At 55.0% G+C, this 25,222-nt stretch carries 30 protein-coding genes and 6 pseudogenes; 2 read left to right on the plus strand and 34 right to left on the minus strand.

Going from position 1 to position 25,222, the window contains the following annotated elements; all coding sequences use genetic code 11:
- Nucleotides 1-53: 53 nt before the first annotated feature.
- From DVA43_RS17330 to DVA43_RS17450, 28 genes and pseudogenes are all read right to left on the minus strand, one after another.
- On the minus strand, nucleotides 54-1,154 hold the full coding sequence (locus tag DVA43_RS17330) for a phage late control D family protein (protein ID WP_114316254.1): 1,101 nt from the start codon (nucleotides 1,152-1,154) through the stop codon (nucleotides 54-56).
- A complete protein-coding gene (locus tag DVA43_RS17335) occupies nucleotides 1,154-1,615 on the minus strand; it encodes a phage tail protein (RefSeq protein ID WP_114316255.1) in 462 nt (153 codons plus the stop codon). Before DVA43_RS17335 ends, DVA43_RS17330 begins: the two co-directional genes overlap by 1 nt.
- A pseudogene (locus DVA43_RS17340) lies at nucleotides 1,615-4,706 on the minus strand (phage tail tape measure protein). The gene DVA43_RS17335 and the pseudogene DVA43_RS17340 overlap by 1 nt, the downstream one beginning before the upstream one ends.
- Complete coding sequence (locus DVA43_RS17345; protein ID WP_234600638.1) at nucleotides 4,699-4,821, minus strand: GpE family phage tail protein; 123 nt, start codon at nucleotides 4,819-4,821, stop codon at nucleotides 4,699-4,701. The pseudogene DVA43_RS17340 and the gene DVA43_RS17345 overlap by 8 nt, the downstream one beginning before the upstream one ends.
- Nucleotides 4,822-4,835: 14 nt before the next feature.
- Nucleotides 4,836-5,162 carry a phage tail assembly protein gene (locus DVA43_RS17350; protein WP_114316257.1) on the minus strand — a complete coding sequence of 109 codons (327 nt, stop codon included), beginning with the start codon at nucleotides 5,160-5,162 and terminating at the stop codon, nucleotides 4,836-4,838.
- A 48-nt stretch (nucleotides 5,163-5,210) separates the two neighbouring features.
- Nucleotides 5,211-5,726, minus strand: a complete 516-nt coding sequence (locus DVA43_RS17355; protein WP_114316258.1) for a phage major tail tube protein — start codon at nucleotides 5,724-5,726, stop codon at nucleotides 5,211-5,213.
- Between the two features lie 9 nt (nucleotides 5,727-5,735).
- Nucleotides 5,736-6,578, minus strand: a pseudogene (locus DVA43_RS25145) (phage tail sheath subtilisin-like domain-containing protein); the annotation flags it as partial.
- A gap of 75 nt (nucleotides 6,579-6,653) precedes the next feature.
- Nucleotides 6,654-7,337 (minus strand): annotated as a pseudogene (locus DVA43_RS25150) (DUF3383 family protein); the annotation flags it as partial.
- A pseudogene (locus DVA43_RS25155) lies at nucleotides 7,332-7,685 on the minus strand (phage tail protein); the annotation flags it as partial. The pseudogenes DVA43_RS25150 and DVA43_RS25155, both read right to left, overlap by 6 nt.
- A gap of 117 nt (nucleotides 7,686-7,802) precedes the next feature.
- Nucleotides 7,803-8,237 carry a tail fiber assembly protein gene (locus DVA43_RS17365; RefSeq protein WP_114316260.1) on the minus strand — a complete coding sequence of 145 codons (435 nt, stop codon included), beginning with the start codon at nucleotides 8,235-8,237 and terminating at the stop codon, nucleotides 7,803-7,805.
- Between the two features lies 1 nt (nucleotide 8,238).
- Nucleotides 8,239-9,444 carry a hypothetical protein gene (locus DVA43_RS24905; RefSeq protein ID WP_210406683.1) on the minus strand — a complete coding sequence of 402 codons (1,206 nt, stop codon included), beginning with the start codon at nucleotides 9,442-9,444 and terminating at the stop codon, nucleotides 8,239-8,241.
- Nucleotides 9,429-11,045 carry a phage tail protein gene (locus DVA43_RS24910; RefSeq protein WP_210406684.1) on the minus strand — a complete coding sequence of 539 codons (1,617 nt, stop codon included), beginning with the start codon at nucleotides 11,043-11,045 and terminating at the stop codon, nucleotides 9,429-9,431. The genes DVA43_RS24905 and DVA43_RS24910 overlap by 16 nt, the downstream gene beginning before the upstream one ends.
- A 5-nt stretch (nucleotides 11,046-11,050) precedes the next feature.
- Nucleotides 11,051-11,572 carry a phage tail protein I gene (locus tag DVA43_RS17380; RefSeq protein ID WP_114316262.1) on the minus strand — a complete coding sequence of 174 codons (522 nt, stop codon included), beginning with the start codon at nucleotides 11,570-11,572 and terminating at the stop codon, nucleotides 11,051-11,053.
- Nucleotides 11,565-12,473 carry a baseplate assembly protein gene (locus tag DVA43_RS17385; protein WP_114316263.1) on the minus strand — a complete coding sequence of 303 codons (909 nt, stop codon included), beginning with the start codon at nucleotides 12,471-12,473 and terminating at the stop codon, nucleotides 11,565-11,567. Before DVA43_RS17385 ends, DVA43_RS17380 begins: the two co-directional genes overlap by 8 nt.
- 2 nt (nucleotides 12,474-12,475) lie before the next feature.
- On the minus strand, nucleotides 12,476-12,823 hold the full coding sequence (locus tag DVA43_RS17390; RefSeq protein WP_114316264.1) for a GPW/gp25 family protein: 348 nt from the start codon (nucleotides 12,821-12,823) through the stop codon (nucleotides 12,476-12,478).
- The gene (locus tag DVA43_RS17395; protein WP_114316265.1) at nucleotides 12,820-13,383 is read right to left on the minus strand and encodes a phage baseplate assembly protein V; all 564 of its coding nucleotides are present in this window, start codon (nucleotides 13,381-13,383) and stop codon (nucleotides 12,820-12,822) included. The genes DVA43_RS17390 and DVA43_RS17395 overlap by 4 nt, the downstream gene beginning before the upstream one ends.
- A 64-nt stretch (nucleotides 13,384-13,447) precedes the next feature.
- A complete protein-coding gene (locus DVA43_RS17400) occupies nucleotides 13,448-13,894 on the minus strand; it encodes a phage virion morphogenesis protein (protein WP_114316266.1) in 447 nt (148 codons plus the stop codon).
- A complete protein-coding gene (locus DVA43_RS17405; RefSeq protein ID WP_114316267.1) occupies nucleotides 13,881-14,324 on the minus strand; it encodes a phage tail protein in 444 nt (147 codons plus the stop codon). Before DVA43_RS17405 ends, DVA43_RS17400 begins: the two co-directional genes overlap by 14 nt.
- Nucleotides 14,317-14,571 carry an Rz1-like lysis system protein LysC gene (gene lysC / locus DVA43_RS25160; protein ID WP_246842243.1) on the minus strand — a complete coding sequence of 85 codons (255 nt, stop codon included), beginning with the start codon at nucleotides 14,569-14,571 and terminating at the stop codon, nucleotides 14,317-14,319. Before lysC ends, DVA43_RS17405 begins: the two co-directional genes overlap by 8 nt.
- Nucleotides 14,504-14,848: pseudogene (locus DVA43_RS17410) on the minus strand (LysB family phage lysis regulatory protein); the annotation flags it as partial. The pseudogene DVA43_RS17410 and the gene lysC, both read right to left, overlap by 68 nt.
- Nucleotides 14,827-15,243, minus strand: a complete 417-nt coding sequence (locus DVA43_RS17415) for a DNZ54_00345 family protein (protein WP_114316269.1) — start codon at nucleotides 15,241-15,243, stop codon at nucleotides 14,827-14,829. The gene DVA43_RS17415 and the pseudogene DVA43_RS17410, both read right to left, overlap by 22 nt.
- Nucleotides 15,240-15,755, minus strand: coding sequence for a lysozyme (locus DVA43_RS17420; RefSeq protein WP_114316270.1), 516 nt, complete (start codon nucleotides 15,753-15,755; stop codon nucleotides 15,240-15,242). The genes DVA43_RS17415 and DVA43_RS17420 overlap by 4 nt, the downstream gene beginning before the upstream one ends.
- On the minus strand, nucleotides 15,736-15,951 hold the full coding sequence (locus DVA43_RS17425) for an HP1 family phage holin (RefSeq protein WP_168194665.1): 216 nt from the start codon (nucleotides 15,949-15,951) through the stop codon (nucleotides 15,736-15,738). Before DVA43_RS17425 ends, DVA43_RS17420 begins: the two co-directional genes overlap by 20 nt.
- Nucleotides 15,952-15,953: 2 nt before the next feature.
- On the minus strand, nucleotides 15,954-16,157 hold the full coding sequence (locus tag DVA43_RS17430) for a tail protein X (RefSeq protein WP_114316272.1): 204 nt from the start codon (nucleotides 16,155-16,157) through the stop codon (nucleotides 15,954-15,956).
- The gene (locus tag DVA43_RS17435; RefSeq protein WP_371413992.1) at nucleotides 16,157-16,630 is read right to left on the minus strand and encodes a head completion/stabilization protein; all 474 of its coding nucleotides are present in this window, start codon (nucleotides 16,628-16,630) and stop codon (nucleotides 16,157-16,159) included. The genes DVA43_RS17430 and DVA43_RS17435 overlap by 1 nt, the downstream gene beginning before the upstream one ends.
- A gap of 91 nt (nucleotides 16,631-16,721) precedes the next feature.
- A complete protein-coding gene (gene gpM, locus DVA43_RS17440) occupies nucleotides 16,722-17,378 on the minus strand; it encodes a phage terminase small subunit (protein WP_246842244.1) in 657 nt (218 codons plus the stop codon).
- Nucleotides 17,378-18,439: a phage major capsid protein, P2 family gene (locus DVA43_RS17445; protein WP_114316274.1), complete on the minus strand. Its 1,062-nt coding sequence runs from the start codon at nucleotides 18,437-18,439 to the stop codon at nucleotides 17,378-17,380. Before DVA43_RS17445 ends, gpM begins: the two co-directional genes overlap by 1 nt.
- A 12-nt stretch (nucleotides 18,440-18,451) precedes the next feature.
- Complete coding sequence (locus tag DVA43_RS17450; RefSeq protein WP_114316275.1) at nucleotides 18,452-19,294, minus strand: GPO family capsid scaffolding protein; 843 nt, start codon at nucleotides 19,292-19,294, stop codon at nucleotides 18,452-18,454.
- A gap of 148 nt (nucleotides 19,295-19,442) precedes the next feature.
- Here DVA43_RS17450 and DVA43_RS17455 point away from each other — a divergent pair, with 148 nt between their 5' ends.
- Together DVA43_RS17455 and DVA43_RS17460 are read left to right on the plus strand one after the other, a co-directional pair.
- On the plus strand, nucleotides 19,443-21,209 hold the full coding sequence (locus DVA43_RS17455) for a terminase ATPase subunit family protein (protein ID WP_114316276.1): 1,767 nt from the start codon (nucleotides 19,443-19,445) through the stop codon (nucleotides 21,207-21,209).
- Entirely contained in the window at nucleotides 21,209-22,246 is a 1,038-nt protein-coding gene (locus DVA43_RS17460; RefSeq protein WP_114316277.1) for a phage portal protein, read from the plus strand. The genes DVA43_RS17455 and DVA43_RS17460 overlap by 1 nt, the downstream gene beginning before the upstream one ends.
- A gap of 398 nt (nucleotides 22,247-22,644) precedes the next feature.
- Here the strand turns inward: DVA43_RS17460 and DVA43_RS17470 are convergent, their stop codons facing one another.
- The 6 genes and pseudogenes from DVA43_RS17470 to DVA43_RS24745 all read right to left on the minus strand — a co-directional run bounded on the left by DVA43_RS17470 (nucleotide 22,645) and on the right by DVA43_RS24745 (nucleotide 25,221).
- The gene (locus tag DVA43_RS17470) at nucleotides 22,645-22,902 is read right to left on the minus strand and encodes a hypothetical protein (protein WP_114316279.1); all 258 of its coding nucleotides are present in this window, start codon (nucleotides 22,900-22,902) and stop codon (nucleotides 22,645-22,647) included.
- A 42-nt stretch (nucleotides 22,903-22,944) separates the two neighbouring features.
- The gene (locus DVA43_RS24575) at nucleotides 22,945-23,163 is read right to left on the minus strand and encodes a hypothetical protein (protein WP_147271002.1); all 219 of its coding nucleotides are present in this window, start codon (nucleotides 23,161-23,163) and stop codon (nucleotides 22,945-22,947) included.
- A gap of 570 nt (nucleotides 23,164-23,733) precedes the next feature.
- Nucleotides 23,734-24,072: a hypothetical protein gene (locus DVA43_RS17475; RefSeq protein ID WP_114316280.1), complete on the minus strand. Its 339-nt coding sequence runs from the start codon at nucleotides 24,070-24,072 to the stop codon at nucleotides 23,734-23,736.
- A 17-nt stretch (nucleotides 24,073-24,089) separates the two neighbouring features.
- Nucleotides 24,090-24,392, minus strand: a pseudogene (locus DVA43_RS25165) (DUF550 domain-containing protein); the annotation flags it as partial.
- Nucleotides 24,393-24,763: 371 nt separating this feature from the next.
- The gene (locus DVA43_RS17485) at nucleotides 24,764-25,060 is read right to left on the minus strand and encodes a DUF4406 domain-containing protein (RefSeq protein WP_114316281.1); all 297 of its coding nucleotides are present in this window, start codon (nucleotides 25,058-25,060) and stop codon (nucleotides 24,764-24,766) included.
- The gene (locus DVA43_RS24745) at nucleotides 25,057-25,221 is read right to left on the minus strand and encodes a hypothetical protein (RefSeq protein ID WP_168194629.1); all 165 of its coding nucleotides are present in this window, start codon (nucleotides 25,219-25,221) and stop codon (nucleotides 25,057-25,059) included. Before DVA43_RS24745 ends, DVA43_RS17485 begins: the two co-directional genes overlap by 4 nt.
- Nucleotide 25,222 lies beyond the last annotated feature (1 nt).

The raw sequence follows: 25,222 nt of genomic DNA on the forward strand, positions 1-25,222 counted from the left end.
CTCTCCATCTTAATTTTTCAAGTTATGATAACCTCGAATGCGAAAATTTTAAACTATTCAGCCTCAAAGTCGTCAATTTTCACCTCAAGTTCCAGCGCGGTGGTGAAGCCGCTATCGTTGATGGTATTGGTCACGGTGGTGATGATCCAATCCGCATCATCAATCTGCTGTTTAAACCCACTCACCTTAACCGGCAGTTCCGGGAATAACTCCTCCCGTCCCATTGCCAGCTGAATTGAAAAGGTGGCCGCGCCGCGTTGTATCCTCTCCCAGTGGGATTTCGCCGCACGCTCAGCGTTTGCCTTGTTCGCATAGGTCCGGCTCAGCACCAAGACGTTTTCATCAGACCCAACCAGGTATTCTCCCTGCTTTGGATCCGGGGCTTTTGTTGGTTTAGCCGTGGTCTTTTTGTGTCGGCGGCGAACCTTAACCACTTCTTTTTTCTTGGGCTCCCGCAGATTTAACCAGCTTGCCGATACGCCTGTATAAGCACCACGATCAGCCAGGCTGAACCGGTGCTGATCGCCCGTTGCGCGGGTAATTGTCATGGCTGGCAGCGCTTTCCCACTGGCGGTTTTTCCCTGACCCTGCCTTATAAACAGCAGCAAGCCATTTTTGACAGACGCTATTGCCCCGAACTGCTTCGCCAGCCGCATCAGGAAGGAGCCGTCAGATTCGTTGGTTTGGTCTTCATGCCCGATTTTTTGCGAAAGCATATCCTGACCAATAGCGTGTTCAAGTTTATGCCTGGCGGCAATTTCCTGAACCACGGCCCCAACCGTCGTGTCATGCCAGGACCGTTCGCGTTTGATATTCAGCGTCTCCCTGAAATCGGCGCTACGCGCACGAATTGTCAGTCTGTCCGGCGTGCCGGCATGCTCAATTTCATCAACGGTGAATTTGCCTTTCACAACCAGCGGCTGGTCTTTCCAGCCAATAGCCAGCGAAATCACCGCGCCGCGGCGAGGCAGTTGCAGCATACCGTCGGCATCATCCAGTTCCAGATCCACCTGGTCGGCCTCAAACCCGCGATTGTCCGTGTGGGTCAGTGAGATCAGGCGTTCTGCCAGTGTCGCAGTGACATCCTTTCCCTCGATAGTCACCCTAAATGCCGGGATGACCGCTTTACCTGTGACAAATCCGGTATCTATCACTACAGGATCCCTCCGGCAGCTTTGATGGCCGTGTCTTTCAGCTGTACCAGTTGTCCCGACAGGTCGCCCAGCATTTCAGAAAGAGACTCATCCACACGTTTCAGGGTGATAGTGAACTCAATTTTTCTCGGCGCTCCATCGCTGAAGAACTCGCTTTTCGTTCTGTTAAGTTCACTGATGACAAACATCCCGTAGATGGTTCCGCTGCCCTCTATAAGCGGCCATCCTTTCCCGGTTTCGGCCATTGTTTCCAACGCCAGCAGGGAAAGATTTCCCCCGGTAATGGCTGGCATCAGAACACCCGACAACGTTAAGGTGTCCGTGTCAGGCCCAACGAACTGGAGGGTGGGGCGCTTGCCCACCCGGTTGTTCGAAGCATGACGCCATGCTTTTTGATATTGAAGCTCCTGGTATGGGACTGTTTTCAGCGTGAAAACAAACATCCCTAACGTCATCATCATTAGTCGATACCCCCCTGATCGTAAAAACTGCTGCGCTGGCGCGACGAAGCCTGGCGTTCTCGCGCATCAAGTTGTCGTATCACTTCGGCAACCGTATCCTGCGCGCTTTGCCCTGGTGCCTGATGAACGTGAATTTCGTAGTGGGCCGATGATGGTGCGAATGTGCGGGAAACCGTCGTAACTGGTGAGGCGTCTGCTCTCTGATAAGAATCAGCCGGAAGGCTCAGCGGGTGCATCGGTCTGGCGGTTACTGGAGTTGCCAGCGACCCCAGAAGCATTCCTGTCGCAGCTGCCAATGCAGCGGTTTGTCGGCGGCTGGTGATATTCGCCGGGCCGTTAACAATTTCTGGGCCATTTTCTCCAACGACCCCAAACTGACCGCGAGGGATATACCCGCCATTGTCATGGAACCCTGCAAACCCCGGATAACCTGCGTAACCACCATACATCATCGGGAACCCACCCGGCGTTAACTGCACCCCCTGTTTCGTCACGGTTGGTGCGTTTTTGGCAACTTCTTCGGGTAGTTTTGCGGCGGCCGCTTTCTCACTGACTAATCCCAGCTTTTCCAGTAACCAGGACACGCCAGATTTCAGCGTATCCAGTGGGCTCATCACCATCGCAAGCCCGTCAGCCAGAGCCTGCCCGAAGCGTTTACCCATTTCGGCGGCGCTGGCCAGCTCTTCTTTTGTCGATTTCACCGGAGTTAGTAAATCGGAGAACCAGCCGAACAGCGATTTAATCGTATTACTGATCCAGTCGAACACCGGGCGCAACGGTTCAAATGCCGATGCTATCGGCGCGGCCGCCGCCTGGAACCCGGCAACGACGCCACCCAGAAACGCAGTGATCGGCTGCCAGTATTTCCAGAACACCAGGGCGACTGAGGCCAGCGCCGTTACAACCAAACCAACAGGACTGAGAAGCGCACCAAGCAGAACGGAAACCCCGTAGAGCGCCGTGCGGAGTAATGCGAGCGGCCCTGATACCAGAAATCGCATTACGCTTCCGGCAGCGGATAACCCGCCCCGCAGCAGCGCCATCGGATTCATCACCGCCCCGATAATGTTGCGCATGCCAGATATGCCTGAGCGGAACATGGCCAGCGGCACGCCTGCTATGGATCTAAACGCATTGCCTGCCAGCCCAGCTGAACGACGCAGGGAATTAAGCGGAGAAGTCAGCAATGCGGCACCACTGCCTGATGACGCCAGACCACGGCGTAATAACGAGAGTGGCGCAGTGGCCAGCCATGACAGCGCGCTGCCTGTGCGTGATACCGAAGCAGCCACAGAGGGAAGGGTTTTTACACCCAGCATGGTCAGACCAAATCGAACGGCAGCTATTGGCCCAATGACCGCAGCGAAGCCGATCAACAACGTCCCCAGCATGACCGACAGCGCCGCCATACCCGCAACCAATTTCATGATCGTGCCTGTCAGCACCGGATTTCGTTCAACCCAGCGACGGATAGCCCCATGACATCCTGAATCCGGTACATGATATCCAGTAGCGGCGCGCGAAGAGTTTCGCCCAGCCCGCTCATGACGTTCTGCGTTCCAGCTTTAAGCAGCATCCATTGTGCTGACAGGGAGTCTTTATTAATGTCTGACTCTTTTTGCATCGACCCCTTGGCTGCGACTCCTTGAGTAAGCTCAAGCTGGCGCCGCAGCTCCGGCAGGTTATTTGCTAATTTAGCGGCATCATCACCGAACTCATCACCAAATAACTGTGTTAATAGTGATGTTTGTTCGTATTTCGGCAATTTGTTTGCTTGCTCCAAGACTTTCATGATGGTGCCCATTGAATCAGTCACCATCGCTTTCTGAAGTTTCATTGGATTTAGCTTCAGCCTGTCCAAGCCATCCATAAAGCGATTACTCTGTATCGATGCAACAGAGAGTTCTCGTACCATGGCTTTTGCGGCAGTTGCTGCAACATCTGGAGCAGAGCCGAGCGTCAGGAATGTCGAACCCAGCGCCGCGGCTTTTTTGTAGTCCAGCTTATCGGCGGTATCGCCCATGCGTTGCAGGACGTTGATAATGTCAGCCCCCTTGGACATGGCGTTATCGTCCAGGTAGTTGATGACATCACCGAGCTGTTCGATGTTGTTAATCGGCACTTTATACAGCTGAGCAATTTTGCCGAGGTTTTCCGCCAGTTCGTCTGCCGGAAGTTCAAATGCGGTGGCCGCCTTTGCAGAAACAGAAGCGAAGTTCAGCAACTGCTGTTTCTGCTCGTCCCATGACTTCGCATCGGCACCGATCCCCATTCGCGCGCCACCTTCAACCAGGGCGGCGTAATCCACCGCGCCGTTCTGCATAGGCAGTTGCTCGGAAGCATTCTTGATGGCCTGCTGCATCTCATAGAATCGGGCGGTACGGTTGCCGTTATCATCCCGCAGGCCGTTTACCTGCTTGGCGACACCTTTCATGGCATCTTCAAAGCCAGCGTAATCTTTCACGGCAGAGACGACCGGCGCACCGGCACCCACCCCGGCGGCAGTCATCGCCGCGCCAGCACCCGCTACCCGATCACGGATCTCCAGCGTCTTTCCATACTGCTCTTTGGCGGCGCTCATTCTGCGCTGCTGCTCAGCAGCTCGTTTCAGCCTGGCTTCCTGCTCTACAAGTTGACGGTTGTACTTTTCGGTCTCGCGGGTAATGCGCGCGGTGGCGCTGGCCCCATCCGTTGCGGATATACCGGCGCGGTAGAGCTCAGCCCGGACGCGGGCGGTCTGGGATTGCAGGCGGCCCTGCCGTTCTTCCAGGCGCTGAACAGCCAGGCGCTGTTTTTCGAGTGCGACGATCTGTCGCTGGGTAGGCGGCCCCATCTGTCCCAGTTCTGCACTGAGCAAGGCCATACGCTGACGCGAGTAGTTCAGCCGGTCGCCCAGCTTCTGGTTTTCTGCCTGGAGTTTACGGAATCCGTCCAGCTTGCCGCTGGTCTGGTCGATTTGTTTGAGGGCGTCTCGGGATTTTTTGACAGCGCTGGCCAGCTCCTGGGTGCTGGCTCGCGCTTGTTTAAACGGGCGGGTGAGCTTATCAACTGCGCTCATTATCACCTGCAGGCGCAGGTTACGGTCATTCATCGTTGGTAGCTCCGCTGCGCATTATCGCTTTATGCCGCCATTCCAGCAGCTCTGTCAGCGACATGTCAGCGGTGGCGGCTGGCGTCCAGTGAAATACGGTGGCGATATCCGCCACCAGGTCATCAACGGTCAGCTCTGCTGGAAACCCGACATAGCCGACTTCGGCAGCAAAAAACCCACGACCTCAATCGACAGCTGCAGTAGATCGCCCGGCTCCATCAGCATGACCTCTGCACGGGTAAGGGCCGGAGTGGTCACACGCGGCAGCACGGTCATCATGGATTCGACATCCATATCCATCAGCGCCTGCAGGCGGGTACCGCGCAGTGCGCCGGAGTTCGGCTTACGCACCACGACGGTTTCAATCTTTGTGGCGCCACGCAGTACGGGAGCATCCAGGGTGATCGTTGCTTCGGTGCGTGGGGCTTCGTTTTCGTTCAGTTGTTCGTCTTTCATTGCTGTTCCTTAATCTATAAAATCGGCGCGGATCCCCGCGCCATTAAATCAGAGGCCGATAGCGCGGCGGTGTTCTTCCAGCAAATCCTTGCCATCGACAATCCAGACCATATGCACGAGGTCAACCTCATAGAGTACCTCGCCGTTGATGGTCAGCTTTGCATAGCTGTTGGTGCTGGACACCTTCGTGGTGGAGCTGTCGCCCTGCTTATGCTCACCGGAGTCAATTTCCTTGTGACGCCCACGAACCACCAGTTCTACGGCCTGCACTTCGCCGGTGTCATCACGCTGGATAGACTCCGCAAAGCGCAGCATGATGCCGTCAACATTTGGGGTACCCATCTGCTTAAACAGCTGCGCTTCGGTACCGCCGAGCGTGAATTCGGTATCCAGTGCGCCATCGTCCAGGCCCAGGCTGATATCCACGGCACCCGGCATGCCGCCGCCGCGATATTTTTCAAACTTCTCCGTCAACTTCGGGAACGTAAGGGATTCAACGATCCCCACGTAGTTGTCCCCGTCGTTGAACATGTTCAGGTATTTAACCTTGCGTGGCAGTGCCATTTAGTCCCCTTAGCCGTTAGCCTGGCTGGTAAAGTCCATCAGATAGGAGTCGGTGATACGCTGGCGCAGCATCAGGTTCTCCAGTGGCGGTACCGGCGTATAGTCGTAATCGATATACAGTTTCCCGGCTTTCAGCGTGTCCTTGCTGTTCAGGTCATCACTGATCCACGCATCACCACCCAGCAAGTAACCCTGACTGGTCATTTCGCGGAGTTTCGCGCGGATGCCTTCCACGATGTCGCGTGCCAGGGAAGGAGTCAGCGCCTTATCCATCGCCCAGAAGTGAGCTTCCGCCATGGTGTCCATCAGCACCTGCGCGGTTCGGGTGTAACACTCGAACTGGAAAAGCGGGTCAGCACTGAGCGTGCGCACGCCCCAGAAGCGGAACCCGTCACGGCGGATCAGCGTGGTGATGTCCTTACCGTTTAACAGCCCGGCGTCAGTGTTCGGGTCCTGCAGATCCCAGAACACGTCCTTTGAAATGCCGGTGACGCCCTGCACAGTTTTGTTAGACAGGCATTCGTGCCAGCCCACCTGGTCATCAACCAGGGCACGCAGGCCCAGTGCGCGGGCGGTTGCCCAGGTGATCGCGTCTGCGTTCAGGTTGGTATCCCAGCTGATGAAGTCAGGCCAGATCAGCATGGCTTCGCGGTCGCCGAAGTTATCGCGATAGTTCATCGCCTCAACGATGTTGGCGCAGTTCCAGGCGCTGATATACGCGAAGCCGCTCAGCTTTTTCGCGGTGGCGATCACCTCTGCGGCCACAGCCTGAGTGTCCAGACCCGGTGCGCCGAGAATGCGCGGTTTAACACCGAGTTTTTGCGCAGCAGTGAGCAGAGCTTTAAAGCCAGTAGGCGAGGTGACTGCAGCTGTTGCCGCTGTTCCGTTCTGCAACGCAGGTTTGTGCGCCGTATCCATCCCCAGAAGCGGCCCGAGATCGGTCTGGCTCACTACAGCCTGCGCCGCACCGATCGCGGAGTTCACCCCGGTACTGACAGACGTAACGGTGAATTTCCCGGTGGACTGACTCCAGGCCACTGTTGCTCCGGTCAGTTTGGCGGTAACTGCTGCGGCGACTGCTGATAAATCAGCGGCAGCGGAGAAATCTAGCCCGGTGATAGTTTTCAGGGCGCCATCCACCGTGATTTTCAACGTGCCATTGGTGACAGCATTAAACTTGTCGATATTCTTTTCAGCGGAGGTCAGAGCCGGGCTGGTTAAGGTACCAGAAGTGGCAGGGTTAGAACCGTTAACGGCAACCCCGGCAACTGCGACAGGGGAGTGCGCTGCATCCAATCCAAGCAGTGGGCCGGTGTCAGTCACGACATCTACTTTCATAGCCACACCGAGCATTGACGCAATGCCCGTTGAAGATGATGTCAGCACGAAGTTACTGCCGTTCCATGCCAGGGTAACGCCTGTCAGTTTTGCTGAAATCGCGGCGGCGACTGCGGCCATATTTGCGGCGTCGGTACCTGCAGGAATGGCTGAAAGATCCACATCAACAAAGGCCTGGACTGTTCCATCTACGTTAATTTTCAGAATACCGCTTTTCACTGCCTTGAACTTATCAAACGCCAGCTCAGCGGCAGTCAGCGCGGCACCCGTCAGCGTGGCGGGTGTTGCGGGGGTGGCAGAACCAGAAACGGCTGAGCCGATCACATTGCTGGTAGTTGTAGCGGCGTCATCGCCTTCTTCCACACGAACGACGACGACAACCGGGCTGGTCTGGTCAGCAATTGCGGTAAGCGCTTTTTTCAGCGTTCCTGAATTGCCCGCTTTCGCGATTGCCGAATTGATGTTGGTGATCAGTGCGGGTTTATTTAACGGGAAAATCTCGGAATCAGCATCATCGCCAGTGCAGACCATGCCGATAATGCCGGTTGAGATAGTGCGGATCGTGCGCGTACCTTCGTTAATCTCGGTGACGCGGACACCGTGGTGATAGTCCTGAGCCATGTAGCGGTTCTCCTCATGAGGTTTCCGCTACATGGTGCTGGCATTTTCTGGCATCTTCACTTGCCTGCCATTGTCCTGGTTATCATACAATCAAGGCCGCATAAGCGGCCTTGTCATTTAACGCAAAGCTGCGGGCTGTTCAGGCCAGTTAATTTCTGGATAGGTGGATGGGTCCACCGCTTCCAGCTCATCAAGGTAATCCAGCCAGAGATTGTACTGTGTCAGGTCATCACCTTTAAGCCGCCCCAGCGCTGCTTTTCCCGGCCACTGTTTGCTATTAATAAAACTATTGGCCTGCGTGATTCTGCTTTGCTTATCAGTCTCAGCAATATGAACCTGTTGTTCATGGGTCAGGGGTGGAATATCCACCCACACCGGATGACCATCTTCACCTGCAGCCCTCATTTTTCCGGGTGCCGGGTTCTGGAAGGATGCGAAGGTTTCTTCGTCAATCTCTATGCCTGTTTCGGGCCACATTCCGACTGCCTCATAGTCCTCCTGCAATGCGAAAGGATAAAATGCGTTGGTCAAAGCATCGTATAAATATGTCATTTTACTTACCTATGGCTATCCATCGGGCATATGGGAGCGTTCCGGTATTGCCGCGGGAACTCATCAATCGGAACGAAGAATTTGTCAGTGGAGTAGTGGCAAACGCCGGGCAGTCATTTGCATTTGCTACCGCACTGTCAAAATTGGCAACGATTGCCGGCCCTCCGACAGTAAAGGGAATGGGGTAGGTAATATCAGAGGGATATCCGAGATATCCGGCCTGTGATACCCCTGTCTGGATAATCGTTCCATCAGGGAACTTCATCCAGCCAGGGCCAGAGGTGAACTCAGCTTTCTGGACAGCATTCACGATCCGGCTGTCATTACCCGCAGCGACGGTGTTTGCAGCGCTGCCAACGTTGCGCGTAGCGGAATCACCCAGCCCCAGACTAACCCTGGCTTTTGGCGCATCAGTTGCCCCTGTACCACCCTGATTTAATGCCAACGGTTGTGGGGTGCCAATATTATTCAACACCCCCCATCCGCCCTGGTCGTTAACGAATAGCCGGTAATTATCGCTCTGGGAAGTAATGTAGGTATCAACGGCCCCCTGAACGAGACGGTTGACGCCCAGGTTTCCACGGGCCTCATCCAGTGTCTTTCCGCCCGTTCCTCCATTGGCGAACGGGATGGTGTCAGTGTTGGTAAAGCGTTGCTTAGAGTAAAATACTCGCGAACCTTTAGCCCCGACCGACAGAACCTCATATGCCTTATAATTACCGTTAGATGTAGTGTCGGGGATGACTTCAACGCTGTTTCTGGTGCCGTTTGACGAGGCTCCGACAATGCGAATGTATAAACCTGTATTAGCGGCAAAAGATAAGCCTACAGGCATATTTGTAACGTTCGTTGAACTAACTAAATAAATAGCGCCTGACAGTAAATCTGCCTGCTGCCAGTCAAACGCCGAAAGCGTCTGAATGGCGTTAAGCCCAAGACCCATCGCCTCAAAGCCTAATGACTTGCGCCCACCTTCTGGAGTGGTTGCGCCCGTACCGCCGTTGGCAAGCGGGACAATTGTTGAGGTTGTGAAATAAGATCTCACATTGAAGGTTCTGGAGCCTTTATTGCCAGTCATCCGAACCCAGTAGGCTTTTTGCTTTGCTACTGACGCCGTGGATGCCTGAATTTCCAGAATTACCGTTGTTCCACTCACAGCCAGGACATTCAGATAATTACCAATATTATCTGCTACAACATCAGCCAACTCCGGGGGAAATTTATCCAGTTGGTTGCTGATGCAGCAATAACCTGACCGGTTACAAAATCATACTGCTGCCAGTCGAATTGTGCTGAGCTGCCTGGAATAACAAGCCCCAGCCCCAAATCATTCAGTGGTTTTTTGCCTGCTGGTTGCCAGCCAGACCAGGGGCCATCTGTCCCGTTCCATGCTGCAGTAAGTGGTCGGATATAAATGTTTCCGTTTCCGGTAGTATATCTCTGCGCACATCCCTGCAGCCCGCCTGGGATAACTTCAAGAATGCCCTGACCGTTATCCTCTGGGAAGTTATACGCAGCTGTTGTGTTGGTATTGGTTGAGCGCGACCAGATACCGATGAAATCCGGCACCGGACCGTAATTGTTGAGATTGGCGCTTGCGGGCAGGGCTCCCCGCATCATTAACGCAGGTGCTACCGCGCGGGTGACAAACTCCGTAGTTGCGAGCTGCGTATCGTTTGACGTTTGCACTGCCGTTGGTGCAGTCGGCTTTCCGGTCAGAGCGGGGCTGGCAAGCGGCGCTTTGGCTGCCAGGGCATTGACCATGGTAGTCGCAAAGTTCGGATCGTTTCCGAGGGCTGCAGCCAGTTCGCTCAGCGTATCGAGAGCGCCAGGGGAGGAGTTAACCAGCGCGGCGATAGCCGCTTTTACGAAAGCAGTGGTGGCAATTTGCGTATTGCTTACCGTCTGAGCTGCTGTCGGTGCCGTTGGCGTGCCGGTGAGCGTCGGACTGGCAAGCGGCGCTTTGGCAGCCAGAGCGTTGACCATGGTAGTCGCAAAATTCGGATCATTTCCGAGGGCGGCCGCCAGTTCGCCCAGCGTATCCAGTGCGCCAGGCGAGGAGTTAATCAGCGCGTCAATTGCCGCTTTTACAAAAGCAGTGGTGGCAATTTGTGTATCACTTGCTGTCTGCGCGGCTGTTGGTGCAGTCGGTTTTCCGGTCAGCGCCGGGCTTGCAAGAGGCGCTTTAAGATTGGTTGCATCCATGACGGTTTTCACCGCTTTTGGAGTGGCGGCAAGCGTTTCAGAGGTGCTGGTTGTGGAACTGCTGAGCTGCGTAAAACCTTTCGCGGTCAGCGTGGCGTCCGGATGGTTGCGGGATTTTGCGTGCTTGTCGATTTCACTATCAACGTAATCCTGGGTGGCCATCACAGTGGACGTATCCATGGTGATGGTGATCGCGTTAACTTCACTGACCGCAATCACCATGCGAATTACCATCTTTCGCCCGGCACCTTCGCTTAATGACGGCTTATAGGTTTCAGCCATGTTACCGACGGCAAGAAGTGTGCCGGCCGCATCATAGAGTGCCATTTCTCGCACCCAGAAACCGCCTGCATCCGGAGGGATAACCAGCTCGGCAACGATATTTTTTGGATCGCTGGCATCAATGCTCGCCCGGTTAATCGGCGCGCGATGAACCTCACTGACCAGCTTTGTCTGAGCAGGGTTCGGTGTAGGTAGCGTGCCGCCGCCATCACCCACGGCCATTTTCGCAGTATTGTCCAGAACAATGCTGGCGGTGCCAGCCAGAACCGCCGCGATTTTTGCGGCACCTGCTGTGGTGATAATAGTTTTAAATTTCGCCATGATAGTTACCCTGGATAAACCGTAATAATGTCGCCGTCATAAATGATCCCGCCGGTGTACAGATAACCCGGTACTTCCTGCACGATGTTGATTGAGCAGTGACGACTGACGGGCCTGGCGTCACTGATGAGTCTGTCCATTTCGGTGTTCATGTTGGGTGTCATGCCACTTTCCGGCACCCCAATGTCCAGCTCGAACGTGCCGGGCGTGGCGTTGTTTTCCCACCATTCTGTAATACCGATGATTCGTCCGAGCGGGCCAACCGCGCTGCGAATAGCGGCAAGCGTTCCTTTACGGCGGTGAATGAAAAAGGCGTCACTGACGGCCTTGCGCTTGACGTTCTCTGCCCAGGCTTCATCCCAGCGATCAACCGAAAACGCCCAGGCCAGATAAGGCAGAAACTTCGCAGGGCATTTCCACGGGTTCCACAGGTCACGCAGCGGCACATCAAGATTGCTGATATCACTGCAGGCCTGCGCCAGGCGGCGCTCAAGGGCAGACGATCCCGGTGGGAGCAGGCTATTCATCCGTTCCCCCGATGGTTACGGTTGAGGCTGTGCAGTAAGCCGCTTTGGATTTATCCAGAACAACATCAGCAGCAGGCGCCGTCAGCTCGACGCGCTGAACCCCCTCCACATGGAGCGCACCGTAAATGGCGGATTTGCGGATATCACGACCCAGACGCGCCTGGGCTTTAATGTAGGATTTCAGCCGCTCAATGGCCGCCGCTTTGATGGGCTCCGCTTCCGGACCCGGGTAGAGATAGAGCTTTGCATCAATGGTGTAATTCACGATGGTTGCGGACTGCACCGTTACGCGGTCAGCCACCGGGCGCACGCTTTCATCGTTGAGCGCGGCAGTCACCACGGCGAGCAGGTCCGCTGCCGCCGTTCCATCTGCTTCTCGGGAAAGCACTGTGACGGTGACATTTGCCGGTGATGGGCTGACAGCCGAAGCATCAGCCACCCGTCCATCAGCACTGCGCGCGTGAAATTCATAGGCCGCCGACGGTCCTGCAACGCTCAGCCCCTCCATCGCCGCCGGGATGCGCTGGCGTAAGTCAGCATCTGACTCCTTCACCGCCTCAACCGGCGGCACTACCGTCAGGTCCTCAGGGGTGATCGTAAGTCGCTGTACGTTATTGATAGCTGCCAACTGGTCAAGATCACTGCCGAGGGCATAGGCAACCATTACGGCCTGCGCTGCCTCGTTGATGCGCTGCCTGAACAGAATTTCACGATAGGTACTCTCCTGCAGGAGCTTCACTATCGGATCTGATTCCAGCTCCAGCGTGCGGGTAATTGCCGCCTGTTCGTCCGCAGGGTAGAGCGCAATAAAATTCGCCTTACGCTGCGCATAGAGGCTTTCAAAATCCGGAACATCCACGATTTCCGGCGGTGGCAGTTGCGATAAATCGACTATCGGCATTCTCAGGCTCCCAGTTCTACGGACAAATCAACAGGTCCGCCGTCTGCGCGGTACCCGGTAAGCTCCACCACCATCGAGCCGTTTATTGCGCCCGTAATGTTGATGGTGTTCAGCCGAATGCGCGGCTCCCAGCGCGACAGCGCCCCATAAATCGCAGCCATCACACGCAGCCGGGTGACGCCGTTCTGCGGCTGATCAATCAGCTCCGGTATCAATGAGCCATATTCACGACGGGCAACCCGGCTACCGACCGGCGTAATGAGAATGTCCCGCACCGATTGCCGCACGTGGTCCAGATCGGTAATGCGGCTACCGTTTTGTTGGTTCATGCCGATGTATCGCGAACTCATTGGGTCCCCTTAGTCCAGTCGCTGCCTTTCTGAATACCGCCGTGGCTATGGCCATCCACGACAACCCCGTTGGAGGACATAGCGCCACCGCTCTGTTCAACCGGCCCTTTAATCACTGTTTTGCCTGCGTTAAGGGTAAATTCATCGGTGTTCATCTCGATGCTCTCAGAGTCATAAATGGTCTTCTTAACCCCTGAGATATGAAGCGTCCCGGTTGCCGGGCTGTATTCGAATCGCGCGCCGTCCGGGAAGTCCGTCACCATGGCTTTTTCGTCAGTGGATTGCGGCGGGCGGTCATTGGAGTAAATCGCAGGCAGCACAAAAGCCGCAGAGAGATCACCCCCCACGGACAGCAGCAAGACCTGTTCATCTACAGACGGTGCCCACCATGTAACAGCGCCCCCGGCACGTGTAGTCAGCCAGGGGATCCAGTTGGTTTCCAGTTCGCCTGTCTGAACCCGGCAAAGCCAGTTTTGCGTATCCACTTCGGTGACAGTTCCCGTACGGACCACGTTCAGCAGCAGGCGCAGGAGTTCGTTGATATCTTTTTTTGCGCTCATAGATGCAGACTGCCACAGGCAAAATGGCAGTCGATGAAGGGGTGTTGTCTGGTTAACAGAACAATCAGCGGGACAGGTGAGTGAGAATTATGTCGCGGACCATCTCTTCTGAAACGTCGGTGATGCCCATTAACTCACGGCGGGCATAGGTGACTTCCGGACCATATTTGCTGACCCGATCCCGTAGCCCGTAATGGTGGACACGGGCAATACGCACAGCACGCGGATCAAACTTAACCTCCGCACTGTCAGCGGTGGCGCTGGCTTTCATATAGCGATTGGTTCGTAGCTTGCTGAACATCTTACGGCGAACCCGCCCCTGCTTCGCCCGGCCAGAAGATTTGCGCGGCTCGAATGCAGTGCCATCCGGATTTTTTTGCATGGCGATATTGTTCTGCTGCTGCTTACGCAGTTCAGTCGCCACGTCGCGCATCAGTTTGCGGCGTTCTGGCGGGGAAAGCTGCTTCAACAGGTCGTCCAGCCAGAACTCAATGTTCTTAAGGTTTTCCATGGCTCAACCAGTAGTTGTCCTGCTCTTCCGGGTTGCCCGGCTCAGGGATCGCTGTCACCGTTGCCATCCCACCATTGACGGAAACCAGAACACGCTCGGTCAGCTGCAGGAAGATAGCGATATCCGCCAGGTCATTCCTGAGAATGTCGGCCTCAAAACTGAAAAGCCTTTCCCTCAGTTCATCGTTGGCCAGCGAGTCCGGCTGGTTGACCATCAACCAGTTCAGGATGGCGGCCATTAGGATGTTCTGATCGCCGCTGTAGTCGGTGATCACCAGATTCAACGTGTAGCGGTATTCCCATCCCTGCGCAGGAAAGCCGGTGGAAACCACCTGGCCTTTATCAATGTAAACGTGCAGCGCTTCGGGGTTCGCTTTCAGGTACGGGACGCCAGCGCCGAGAGCTGCGCGTAACGAGCGGGGCTTATTCATGCTGTTGCTCCTGGCAGTCCACAATCATGTCCACTTTCGCTGCGCATACTGCCCAGTCTCCCTCTGCCTGTTCTTTTGCGGCCAGCAGATCGCCGTTACTGACCGGGCTGCTTTCCGTCAGGGTGCAGCGCGTCACCTTTGGACAGGAAAGACTGATAACCTGCGGACCCGGTAATCGACGGTCGCCGCTGCAGCCGGATAATACTGTCAGGCAAAGGCTCAGCAGCCCAGCCAGCGGTTTTTTCATCTTCACGGATCACCTCCTGAATTTGCTTCTGGCGACCGGCAGCCGCCACCCGCAGATCGTCATTGGTTTGCTGGAGCTGCTGCTGCAGATTGTCATTTGCCCGGGCGACCAGATTCACCGCGATCAGCTGACTGTTTTTTTCACTGAGCTTTTCGCCCAGTTCCGCCACGGTCTTTTTTTGTTCCCCGACTTGTTTCAGGGTCCTGCTGAGCTGCCAGCCCAGCAAGGCTGACAGCAACAACAGTACAGCTGCGATTACAGCGAGGGCTCTGGACATGGTTTTATGCCGGAGAGCATGAGCAGGGTTGAGCGGATAAACCTGAATCCCAGCAAGGCGGCCAGATAGCAAATGGCCGTAGTGATACTGCCAGCATTAAGCAGACAGGCGGTGATGAGCACTATCACCATAATGAAACGTAAATGTTTCCCCAGCGTCAGCGTTCGGTTTAATCCCAGCGCGCGGATCGTAATATCTGCCAATCCTGCCCGCCCATCTTTCAGCCATAGCGCCTGTGAAAACACACCTGACGCGATCAGCAACAGGGAAACCGTAACGCCAAGCCATGCCCAGGCAAAGACGAAGGTCATTGCCAGACTTTGTGGCCAGACAAAGCTAAGGCCAATCATGACCAGTAACGTAATATCGAAGATCCAGCGACTATATTTTTTCACTCGTTAACCCCTTTAATGCACCATGCCAGCTCCCGCGCGCGGCGGTTCTCCAGCCCTTTGCTTTTCACACCATTGACGTAAACCCAGCGCGGCAACTGATTACATGCCTGCCACCACTGCTGGCGATTGATAAAAGAGACCATGGTCGAACGGCAGATCGCGCCCGTTCCGACGTTAAACCCGATACTCACCAGAGCATCGTAAACATGCTGCGGCGGCCTGGTTGTCAGGCAGGCATCCAGCCTTTTTTCTGTCAGCAGCACATCGCTCAGAAGGTTGTCTGCGGCCTGGCGCTCAGTGATTTCCTTGCCAGGCACCACGCCAGCCGTATGACCGATCCCGCTGGTCCATACTCCAGCACTGCATTTGTACGGCGTAAGCTGGCATCCTTCATAATCAGCAATAAGGCGCAGCCCCTCCGGAGAGGTTTTCAGCATCTGAAACTGGGGCAGCGTGGCGGCGATGGCCAGCACCATACCGATCAGGCAGCGTTTAACGATTTGCGCGTTCATATGCCTCCTGACTTACTTCCCCGTTTTTCAGCAGCAGGTATTTTTTGCGGCTGTAGTACCAGTAAACGGCAAAGGTTCCGGCACCCAGAATCATCGAAAAGACGGAGGCCATATCCCTGACGGAGAAATCGCCCAGCCAGGCCAGAAACAATGCGATACCGTATGTGATAGCGGCGATCACTCTCTCAATAGTCATGCTCACTCCCATAGCTGAATCGTCCGGGCAACAGCAGCTGGCGTCTGGTCAGGCAACTCAATTTCATGGCCATGCGGCAGAAAAGGCCCAAGGTCTGCCAGCCCAGGGTTTGCGTTCAGCACAAGCTCTGTCATGCCCTGGGTTCTGCCGTAGTGCCGCCAGCAAATGGCGTCAACGGTGTCATACTGCTGCGCCCGGACTTTCATCAGATCAGCTCCACGGTCATATGCGCCCGGTCCTGTACGCCATTTATTGCCCAGTGAGCATTGCGCCAGACCTCATTAATCGCTTCATCAAGAGCATCAGATTTCTTCACACCCTCAGCTGTTGCGTCATAATCCCGATACTTCTCCATCAGCGTGGCGCGTGCCCAGCTGAAGACAGCCTGTTTGTAAAACGTTACCCGGTGCGAGATGCCATCGATCGCTTCTGCGGGCACATCAGCCAGGGATGCAAACCCGGCTCGCTGCTGGTATTCGCGATAAACAAAAAGCTCGGCGTTAACCTCCGCAATTGCGGTACGAAGTGCTTTGCGCAGACGCTCTGGCGTCACCGTTCCGTCCACCCGCATGTCTTCCCTGTACTCCTGCAGGCTGAGATCAGGAAAAAAGAAGGTGTTGCTGATGGTGTCCTGGTGGGTGTCCTGCGGCGGTTCAGGTGAAACGAATGTCAAACTCATGCATTCTCCTTGGGTGGGAGGTGGACGGGGTTTTGATGAGGCTAAAAGCCTGTCGCCACCCCGTGCCTCCCCGTGCGCGGGTCACGTTCGGTCAGGCTTCGGCGGCCTGTCGCAGCTGTCGGTTCAGCTGCTCAATATCTTTCTTAACGCCACAGCGGTTATCGAGCTGCAGGGCACGGTTCAGGTGGTTCAGCGCTGCAATCGCCTGATCGTTATCACGAAGGGCATAACCCAGCGCTTTATGCAGCCGGGCCCGGGACTGATCGGGCATGTCATGCGGGTCAACCAGTTCCAGCGCCTGCGTCAGCAGTGCCGCGCTAAAAGTCTGTTTTGCGGTGTATGCTCGCATCGCCGCGTCAGCAAACTCTTCTGCAATCGCCGTTGCCGTGGTGCGGTTGTAGCGTGTCGGCAGTACCCAGCCATGTTTCAGCGCATGATGGCCAATCGTCAGGGCACCGTGGTAATCACCGGCATCGATACGCCAGATCATCACGTTCATGACAACGTCATCCTGTCGTGAACCATCACCGGCGAGGATCCCGGCAACCCATGGCTCATACTTCGGCAGCATGTCGCGTTTCAGCGCGGCTTTCTTTTCAGTGGACTGTGTACCTTTCAGGCGCGCCATATCTTCGGAGAGATAAAGCAGCATATGGTTGTAACCGCTGAGAGCCTGCCGAGGACCGCCCTCGCGGGCGGTCAGTTCGGCTTCAGCCCGCAGGCGGTGTGCGCGTGCGGGAGAGGTCATTATGGATTACTCCCTGTACCGGCTGGGGTCCAGTCAGCTTTAACCTTGATGTTTTCAACCAGCGCAAGACCGCGATAATCCTCAATGACGTAGGCTTCATTGACAGATTCGAAGTTCTCGATGCGGTCACGTTTCGGGTTGTCGATCACAGCACGGCGGCGGGTGTCTTCCTGCCAGTAAATGGACAGGTTATCCAGACGGGTGATCAGTAGCGTTTCGGTCGGGAAGAACGGCGCGCGGATCACCGGCAAACCACCCATGCGTTTCTGGCTGATAATCAGGTCAGCAGCCAGCGCTTCGGTGTTTTCCTGCTGCTTGTTGACGATAGGGAAGTATTTGTCAGCCAGCATGTCACGGCCACAAATCACCACCAGACCGTCATCGTCCTGGTAGACCTCATCAACCAGGTTGTTAACGGCATCCATCACCAGGGCGTCCAGGTTCTCGTAATCACCTTTCTTACCGACGTGGATCTCGTTGCGCTTGGTGCCGCCGGACGGAGTGATGCTGTCCATAACGTGCGCCACGGCATTGGTACGGATGTTTTCCAGCCATCCGGTGTTCACGTCCTGGAGCTTCGGATTGGAGCTGCGGTTTGATGACGCCGCACGGCTGGTACCGTTAAAGCCGATCATGATGCGGTCCAGCGCCTGGCGCTTCACGATGGCATCGCGGATGCGGGTCTGGAAGTCCTGGAATTTCGCCCACATGTCGATTTTTGCGTAAGTCAGCGCAGTGTCGAAGTTGGTCTGGGTGCACTTGTATGGAACACCGCTCAGATCGGTCGGGTCGGTTGGCTCGCGGTCTTTGCTGGTAGTGTCAGTGGTACCGGCGATAGTGGTACCCACACCAAGACCCAGGGGCTGGCCAGTTTGCTCAGACACAGGCACCACGTTGACCAGAGTCAGGAAAGTTGCAGATTGCTGAATCAACGTTTCCAGGCTCTGCGCTACTGACGGGGTAACAGAGAATTTTTTACCGATGTCGTCCACAGAGACATCATTCAGTTCTGCCAGACGCGTCAGGTAGGCATTGTATTTAAGGCGAGTTTCTTTTTTCACTGGTTTGCTCCATCAGCAGTTGGTCAGTTCGCCGGAGGTCTGGCTGCCACCCGTAGATAACGGGCGACGGTCCTGGCGGCCATCTTCACGGGATAATTTTTCCTGCAACCCGGAAAGCTCTTCCTGCGTTGCAGTGAACTGCTCTTCGAGTGCTTTGAGGCTGGCTGCATAGGTGGCCATCTGGTTTTCATGGTCATCAACGCGGCCGGAAAGGGTGTGGTGCTCTTCTGCCACAGCTTCAACAGCACTGTGAACATCAGAGAAACGGGCATCGTCGCTGGTTTGCTTGCGTGACAGCAGCTCCTTAACGCGACTGAACAGGCTTGGTTTTTCCGACACATCTTCAAATTCGATGACGGTTTCTTCTGCAGCAGTGAAGAGGTTGTCTTTGTCCTGCTTGCGGCGGGCCAGCGGGTTAGCGGAAGCATTCGCGCTGAACTGCAGCATTTCAGTACCGAGGCTCGCTGGGTCATCCGTTACCGCCAGGCCAACCAGGTAGGCTTTGCCGGTGTCGGAGAACTTGGTATTCACTTCCATGGAGGTGAACAGCTTTTGCAGGCTAGCGGTGTAGTTGACCAGATCGTCAGTTGGGGTCATCCAGGCGTACAGCGCCATTTTCCCGGCCAGCGCTTCCGGTGCCGTGAGCACTTCGGTTTCCAGGCGGTCCACGGTACCGAAACGGCGGAACATACTGTCAGGTGTGAAGCCCTTGATGTGCTCCATGTTAATCAGCGCGGTGTACACCGCCGGATCGTAACTGGCGGCCATTTCCTCCAGCCACGAACGCTCAATAGTGCGCCCGTCAGTGGTGGCACCTTCCACCCCGATACGGAAACGCTTCGATTTTTTTGCCATCTGCCAGGCTCCGGTAGTTTGTTCAATACATCTCAGAGCCTTTATGTTTGCTGGTTGTAACCGACTGAAACAACGAAGGGCAATTGTCCTGCCTACAGTACAACGAGCCGCAGCGGAAAGGCTGGTTCCAACCGCTTACCGTTGTGCCATGAACACGACACCGCTAAACCCAGACCTGGATCCCCGCAGGCAGGCAATGTTCCTGTACTTTCAGGGGTTACGAATCGCCCGCATTGCTGAAATGCTGGGAGAGAAACCTGCAACCGTTCACAGCTGGAAGAAACGCGACGAGTGGAGTAAATACGGGCCGCTGGATCAGATGCAGCTCACCACCGCGGCGCGCTACTGCCAGCTGATAATGAAGCCCCGGAAGGAGGCGATTGATTTTAAAGAGATCGACCTGCTGGCGCGTCAGTCCGAACGTCATGCACGAATCGGAAAATATAACGGTGGCGGCAATGAGGCTGATCTCAATCCGAATGTGGCCAACCGGAATAAAGGCCCGCGTCGCCAGCCAGAAAAGAATGTCTTTACCGACGAGCAGATCGAAAAGCTGGAAGATATTTTCCGCGAAAGCATGTTTGGCTATCAGCGGAACTGGTGGGAAGCGGGCAACAAACACCGTATCCGCAATATTCTGAAATCTCGCCAGATCGGGGCAACGTTCTACTTTGCCCGGGAAGCGCTGATTGATGCCATCACCACCGGCCGCAACCAAATTTTCCTCTCTGCTTCAAAAGCGCAGGCCCACGTTTTCAAGCAGTACATCGTCGATTTTGCCAAAGAGGTTGATGTCGAACTGAAAGGCGACCCAATGACGCTCGGCAACGGGGCATGTCTGTACTTCCTTGGCACCAACGCCCGGACCGCGCAGAGCTATCACGGCAATCTGTATCTCGACGAATACTTCTGGATCCCCAAGTTCCAGGAGCTGCGTAAAGTTGCATCCGGTATGGCGCTGCACAAGAAATGGCGGCAGACCTATTTCTCTACACCGTCCAGCCTGACCCACAGCGCCTATCCGTTCTGGTCAGGTGCGCTCTATAACAAAGGCCGCGCCAAGGCTGACCGCATAGACCTGGACCTGACTCATAAGCATCTTGCACCCGGCATTCTCTGCCCGGACGGACAGTACCGGCAGATCATTACCGTAGAGGATGCGGTAAAGGGTGGCTGTAACCTGTTCGACCTGGACCAGCTGCGCCTGGAGTACAGCCAGGACGAATACCAGAACCTGCTGATGTGCGAGTTTGTGGACGACCTGGCCAGCGTATTCCCTCTATCCATGCTGCAGGGCTGCATGGTTGATAGCTGGGAAGTCTGGAACGATTTCGAACCGCTGATGCAACGGCCATTCGGCTGGCGTCCAGTATGGATCGGTTATGACCCGGCGAAGGGAACGCAGAACGGGGACAGCGCCGGGTGCGTGGTGATCTCACCGCCGGACGTTCCGGGCGGCAAGTTCCGCATCCTTGAGAAACATCAGTGGCGCGGCATGGATTTCCGCGCGCAGGCGGCGGCCATTGAGAACCTGACAAGACAATACAACGTGACCTATATCGGTATCGATTCAACTGGTGTTGGCCACGGCGTTTACGAGGGTGTGAAAGCGTTTTTCCCGGCGGTCCGGGAGTTCGTCTACAACCCGAACGTGAAAAACGCCCTGGTGCTGAAAGCCTACGACATCATCAGCCATCACCGGCTGGAATTCGACGCTGGCCACACCGACATTGCCCAAAGCTTTATGGCCATTCGGCGTTCAACCACTGCCAGCGGCAACCGTCCAACTTATGAAGCCAGCCGCAGCGAAGAAGCCAGCCATGCGGATCTCGCCTGGGCAACCATGCACGCCTTATTCAACGAACCGCTGGAAGGTATTACGACCGGCAACACCAATATTGTGGAGATTTACTGATGGGGAAACGCAAGAATCGCCAGCCCTCGCAAACCATGACCAGCGAGTACAACGCGCCAAGAGCAGAAGCGTTTTCCTTTGGCGACCCGGTTCCGGTGCTGGACCGCCGCGAATTGTTGGACTATCTGGAATGCGTACGCATGGAGAACTGGTACGAGCCGCCGATCAGCTTTGACGGGCTGGCGCGTACGTTCCGGGCCGCCGTGCATCACAGCAGCGCGATTTATGTAAAACGAAACATTCTGGCCAGCACCTTCATTCCCCATCGCCTGCTCAGCCAGCAGGCGTTTTCCCGTTTCGCCCAGGACTTCCTTATCTTTGGCAACGCCTACCTTGAGAAGCGTATTAACAGGCTCGGCCAGGTGCTTGAACTTCGCCCGTCTCTGGCCAAGTATACCCGCCGTGGCGTGGACCCGGACACTTACTGGTTCGTACAGTATGGAATGACCAGCCAGCCTTACGAGTTCACGCCAGGGCATCTTTTCCATCTGCTTGAGCCTGATTTGAACCAGGAAATCTACGGCATGCCGGAGTACATTTCCGCGATACCGTCTGCCCTGCTTAACGAATCTGCGACGCTGTTCCGCCGGAAATATTATCTGAACGGCAGTCATGCCGGCTTCATCATGTACATGAGCGACCCGGCGCAGAACCAGAGTGATGTCGATAACCTTCGTAAAGCGTTGCGCGAGTCGAAAGGGCCGGGCAACTTCCGTAACCTGTTTATGTACAGCCCGAACGGCAAGAAGGATGGCATTCAGATATTCCCGCTCTCTGAGGTGGCAGCTAAAGATGAGTTCCTGAACATCAAGAACGTGAGCCGCGATGACATGCTGGCAGCCCACCGCGTTCCGCCGCAGATGATGGGCATCATTCCCAGCAACGTTGGCGGGTTCGGTGATGTTGAAAAAGCGGCCAGGGTGTTCGTCCGGAACGAGCTACAACCGCTGCAGGGCCGGGTGCGGGAAGTAAACGACTGGCTGGGTGAAGAGGTGATCGCCTTTAAGGACTACGAACTGGGCGAGCCAGAGGCTTAAGCCCCACCAACTACCATCTCCAACCGCCGATCCCGGCGGTTTTTTTTCGCCCCTGTAGTGCTGACCATCCACCAAAGCCCCTGTAAAGCTCTCTGCCACGCCGTTCTGTTTTGACCCGCTACGCTTTGCCATCGATCCTTGCGCGCTGACAGCGCCCCAGAGCGGCGCGATTTGCCCCCATCCCGAACCTGCCGCCCCCTCAAAAATTGCGCGATCGGCACCATTTCACCCCAAAGCGCGCGCTCGTAGCCCCGCCACGCCTGCCCGCTTCGTGTAATAGTTTTCATGCACTGCAACAAATACGAAAAAGCCCGCCATTTCTGGCGGGCCCGAGGCCAAACGATCCTTTTGCGATCATGCGATCTCATGCAGCATAGACATGCACTACCCTCACAGCGTCATGTCAGCTCAAAATCATCGTCAAAATCCATGAAATTTTCCGCTACCTTTCCATAGCGAACGATGTAAACAATCCCATCATGAAGCGAAACAGGGTGGTCCAGTTCCAACATAAACAGGCCATCAAATGTTTTGCCCAGCCAGAAGCCGCCGCCGTACTCCTTCAGCCGTTGAAACAGGACCCAGCCGCCAGGAACGTAATTCTGCAGATGCTCATCCCGGTAAACGATCTGATAGTTACTGTCTTTTCCACCCACGGTTAAAGTCCTCGCTTCTGTCGTTGTTTAAACACCTGGCGGTTAGTGATTAAGGCCGCTGTCAGAACCCGGTGGCGGAAGGTCGGTGTGGTTACGCTCATTTCCTGACAAAGTAGCCTGCTGGAAATAATCGATGGTGAGACCGCTGATTATCTCCATGGCCAGTTCCTGCTCTCCTGGCTTGCTGTTTATCAGCAATGCACTATCCACGACAAACATGATGCGTTCCAGATACCGTTGCGCATGATCACCTTCAGACACGTAACCCCCTTTCTTTACCTTGCTTTGCTATCAACAAATTCAGTCAACCGGCAGATGAATGACCCTATTTGGAGCTAATTTATCAAAGCGCTCGTAAAAGCTAATAGGTTTGCCGGAAGAAAGTCAGAACATTATACAGGCATTTCTGAAACCATACTGCATTATACTGTATAAATAAACAGTATTATTCGTTCGAAACAAGTATGCACAAAAAAGACGGGTAAGCGCAAGGTCATTCATCTTACTGATTTAAATAAATTTTAATGTCACTTATGCGCAAAAATTGACTGTTATTTTTAACATTGAAACGGTTTTTTAAAAGCTGATGTTAACCTCTTGATTAAACTTTCATCCTTTCAGGAATATCGCAGTTAATGACGCATTTTGTCAGTGCAATATGCTTTCAAGCGGCGCAATACAGGGTTGCAAGTTGGAATAATGTTGTGTATCTGTGCTCATGAATTAATCACTTTCATAGATCGAATATATGAAATTGATCGTTAAAAACGATCATGCGTGAAATAAAAAAGCCTCCGGAGAGGCTTGGTTAATCTTTTACGCCGTGACATGTCACATCGTTAGCTTTAGCTCATGCCACCCGAGGGTGTTCCAGCACCGAGAATCACCTGAGCATGGACAGGACTGCACTGGCAGTTTTTCACCGCACTTTCCACATTGCCTAGTGCTGATAGACTTGATGCGTCCTTTCAGTCGGGCGGTGTCCTGGCGGATCAGCATGGCAATGTACTCGCCCATTTCGTATGGAGCGCGACCCGGACGCCGGGCGGTGCAGTTCTGCTCCAGCATTTCCATTTCCTGCGCGTCGAGCTGCAATTCCATTTTCCTAACACCGCCGGCTGCCTGGCGTGCACGCTGTGCTGCTTTGCGTTCTGCTGCTGACTTAGCCATCACTTCACATCCTGCTGCGGTGCTGCTGCGATATGCAATCTTGGCTCCCCGTCTTTCGGCTCCGGCCACTGACGAGCCTTGTTTATCTCCAGCTTTTCAATCATCGCCAAGGTAATCTGCTCATCAGTGATACCTGCGCGGCGCTGAGCATCCCATAACAGAAATTGCATGTCAGCCCACTCACTGAGATCCCCGGGTTCTGCCGCGGCCTCCAGAGCCTCTTTCGACAGATGCTTAAGAGGACCAACAGGGCCAACGTTTCCAAATGTGGATTGTGACCACTCAGCATGCTTTCGGCGCACATCCTCACGCTGTTCAGCTTTATCCGGAAGTATGGCGGCGCGAACGGTGCGAGCAATACGCTCACGCAGCTGCTGAGAGCCATGATACTCGACGGCGACATCGCGCAACTCGTTTACCAGGTTACGAATTTGATGGTCTTTCATTGCTACTGGAGCAGACGGCGGTAACTGTGGTTCTGCGTAAAGCGGGCCTGGCTCGACGTCATGGCGGCGCCAGCGGATATCGCAGGTTCTTTCTTCTGTTGGTGATGACCAGGCGACAACATCAGCAACCGGCTCCTGTTCAAGGCCAGTTAGCAGGTGGCGAGCCATTCCCCGTGCTTCGACGTCGTTACATCTGGCACCGCGAAATGCGATTTCTTCCAGCCATTTTTTGTTGAAATTGGTAGTCATGCCGCACTCTCCTGTAATTCTAAAATAATTTTCAGACCTATTTTTTTGGCAAGAGCATGCTCTGCTACCGCTCCCTCTGATTTTTCCCAACCCGGTAACATGTAAATGGCATCTGAGCAGCGGATCATGGCGCAGCAAATATCCATGTATTCACGTTGCTCAAGCCCATCAGGAAGCACCGCCGGATTCAGCACGGTATGGCCTGAAACACCTAAGTGATACGCCGCCTCGTGGAACGCCAGCCGGTTAAAATCCGTATACCCCGTCATAGGTCCAGCTACGTAAACCTTCATTGGCCAGCCTCCTGTACGCGCCGTTCTTGCAGTTCGACTACCGCAGCATGAAGATTTCTCCACCACACCTCATCAACTGCTGGGCTGTAGCGGGACAACATTTTTTCTGCGGACTGGCGCAGCGTTTCCAGCTCCGCATCTGTTATTTTTTCTGCTTCCACT

Source organism: Leclercia sp. W6, assembly GCF_003336345.1.
GTDB lineage: Bacteria > Pseudomonadota > Gammaproteobacteria > Enterobacterales > Enterobacteriaceae > Enterobacter.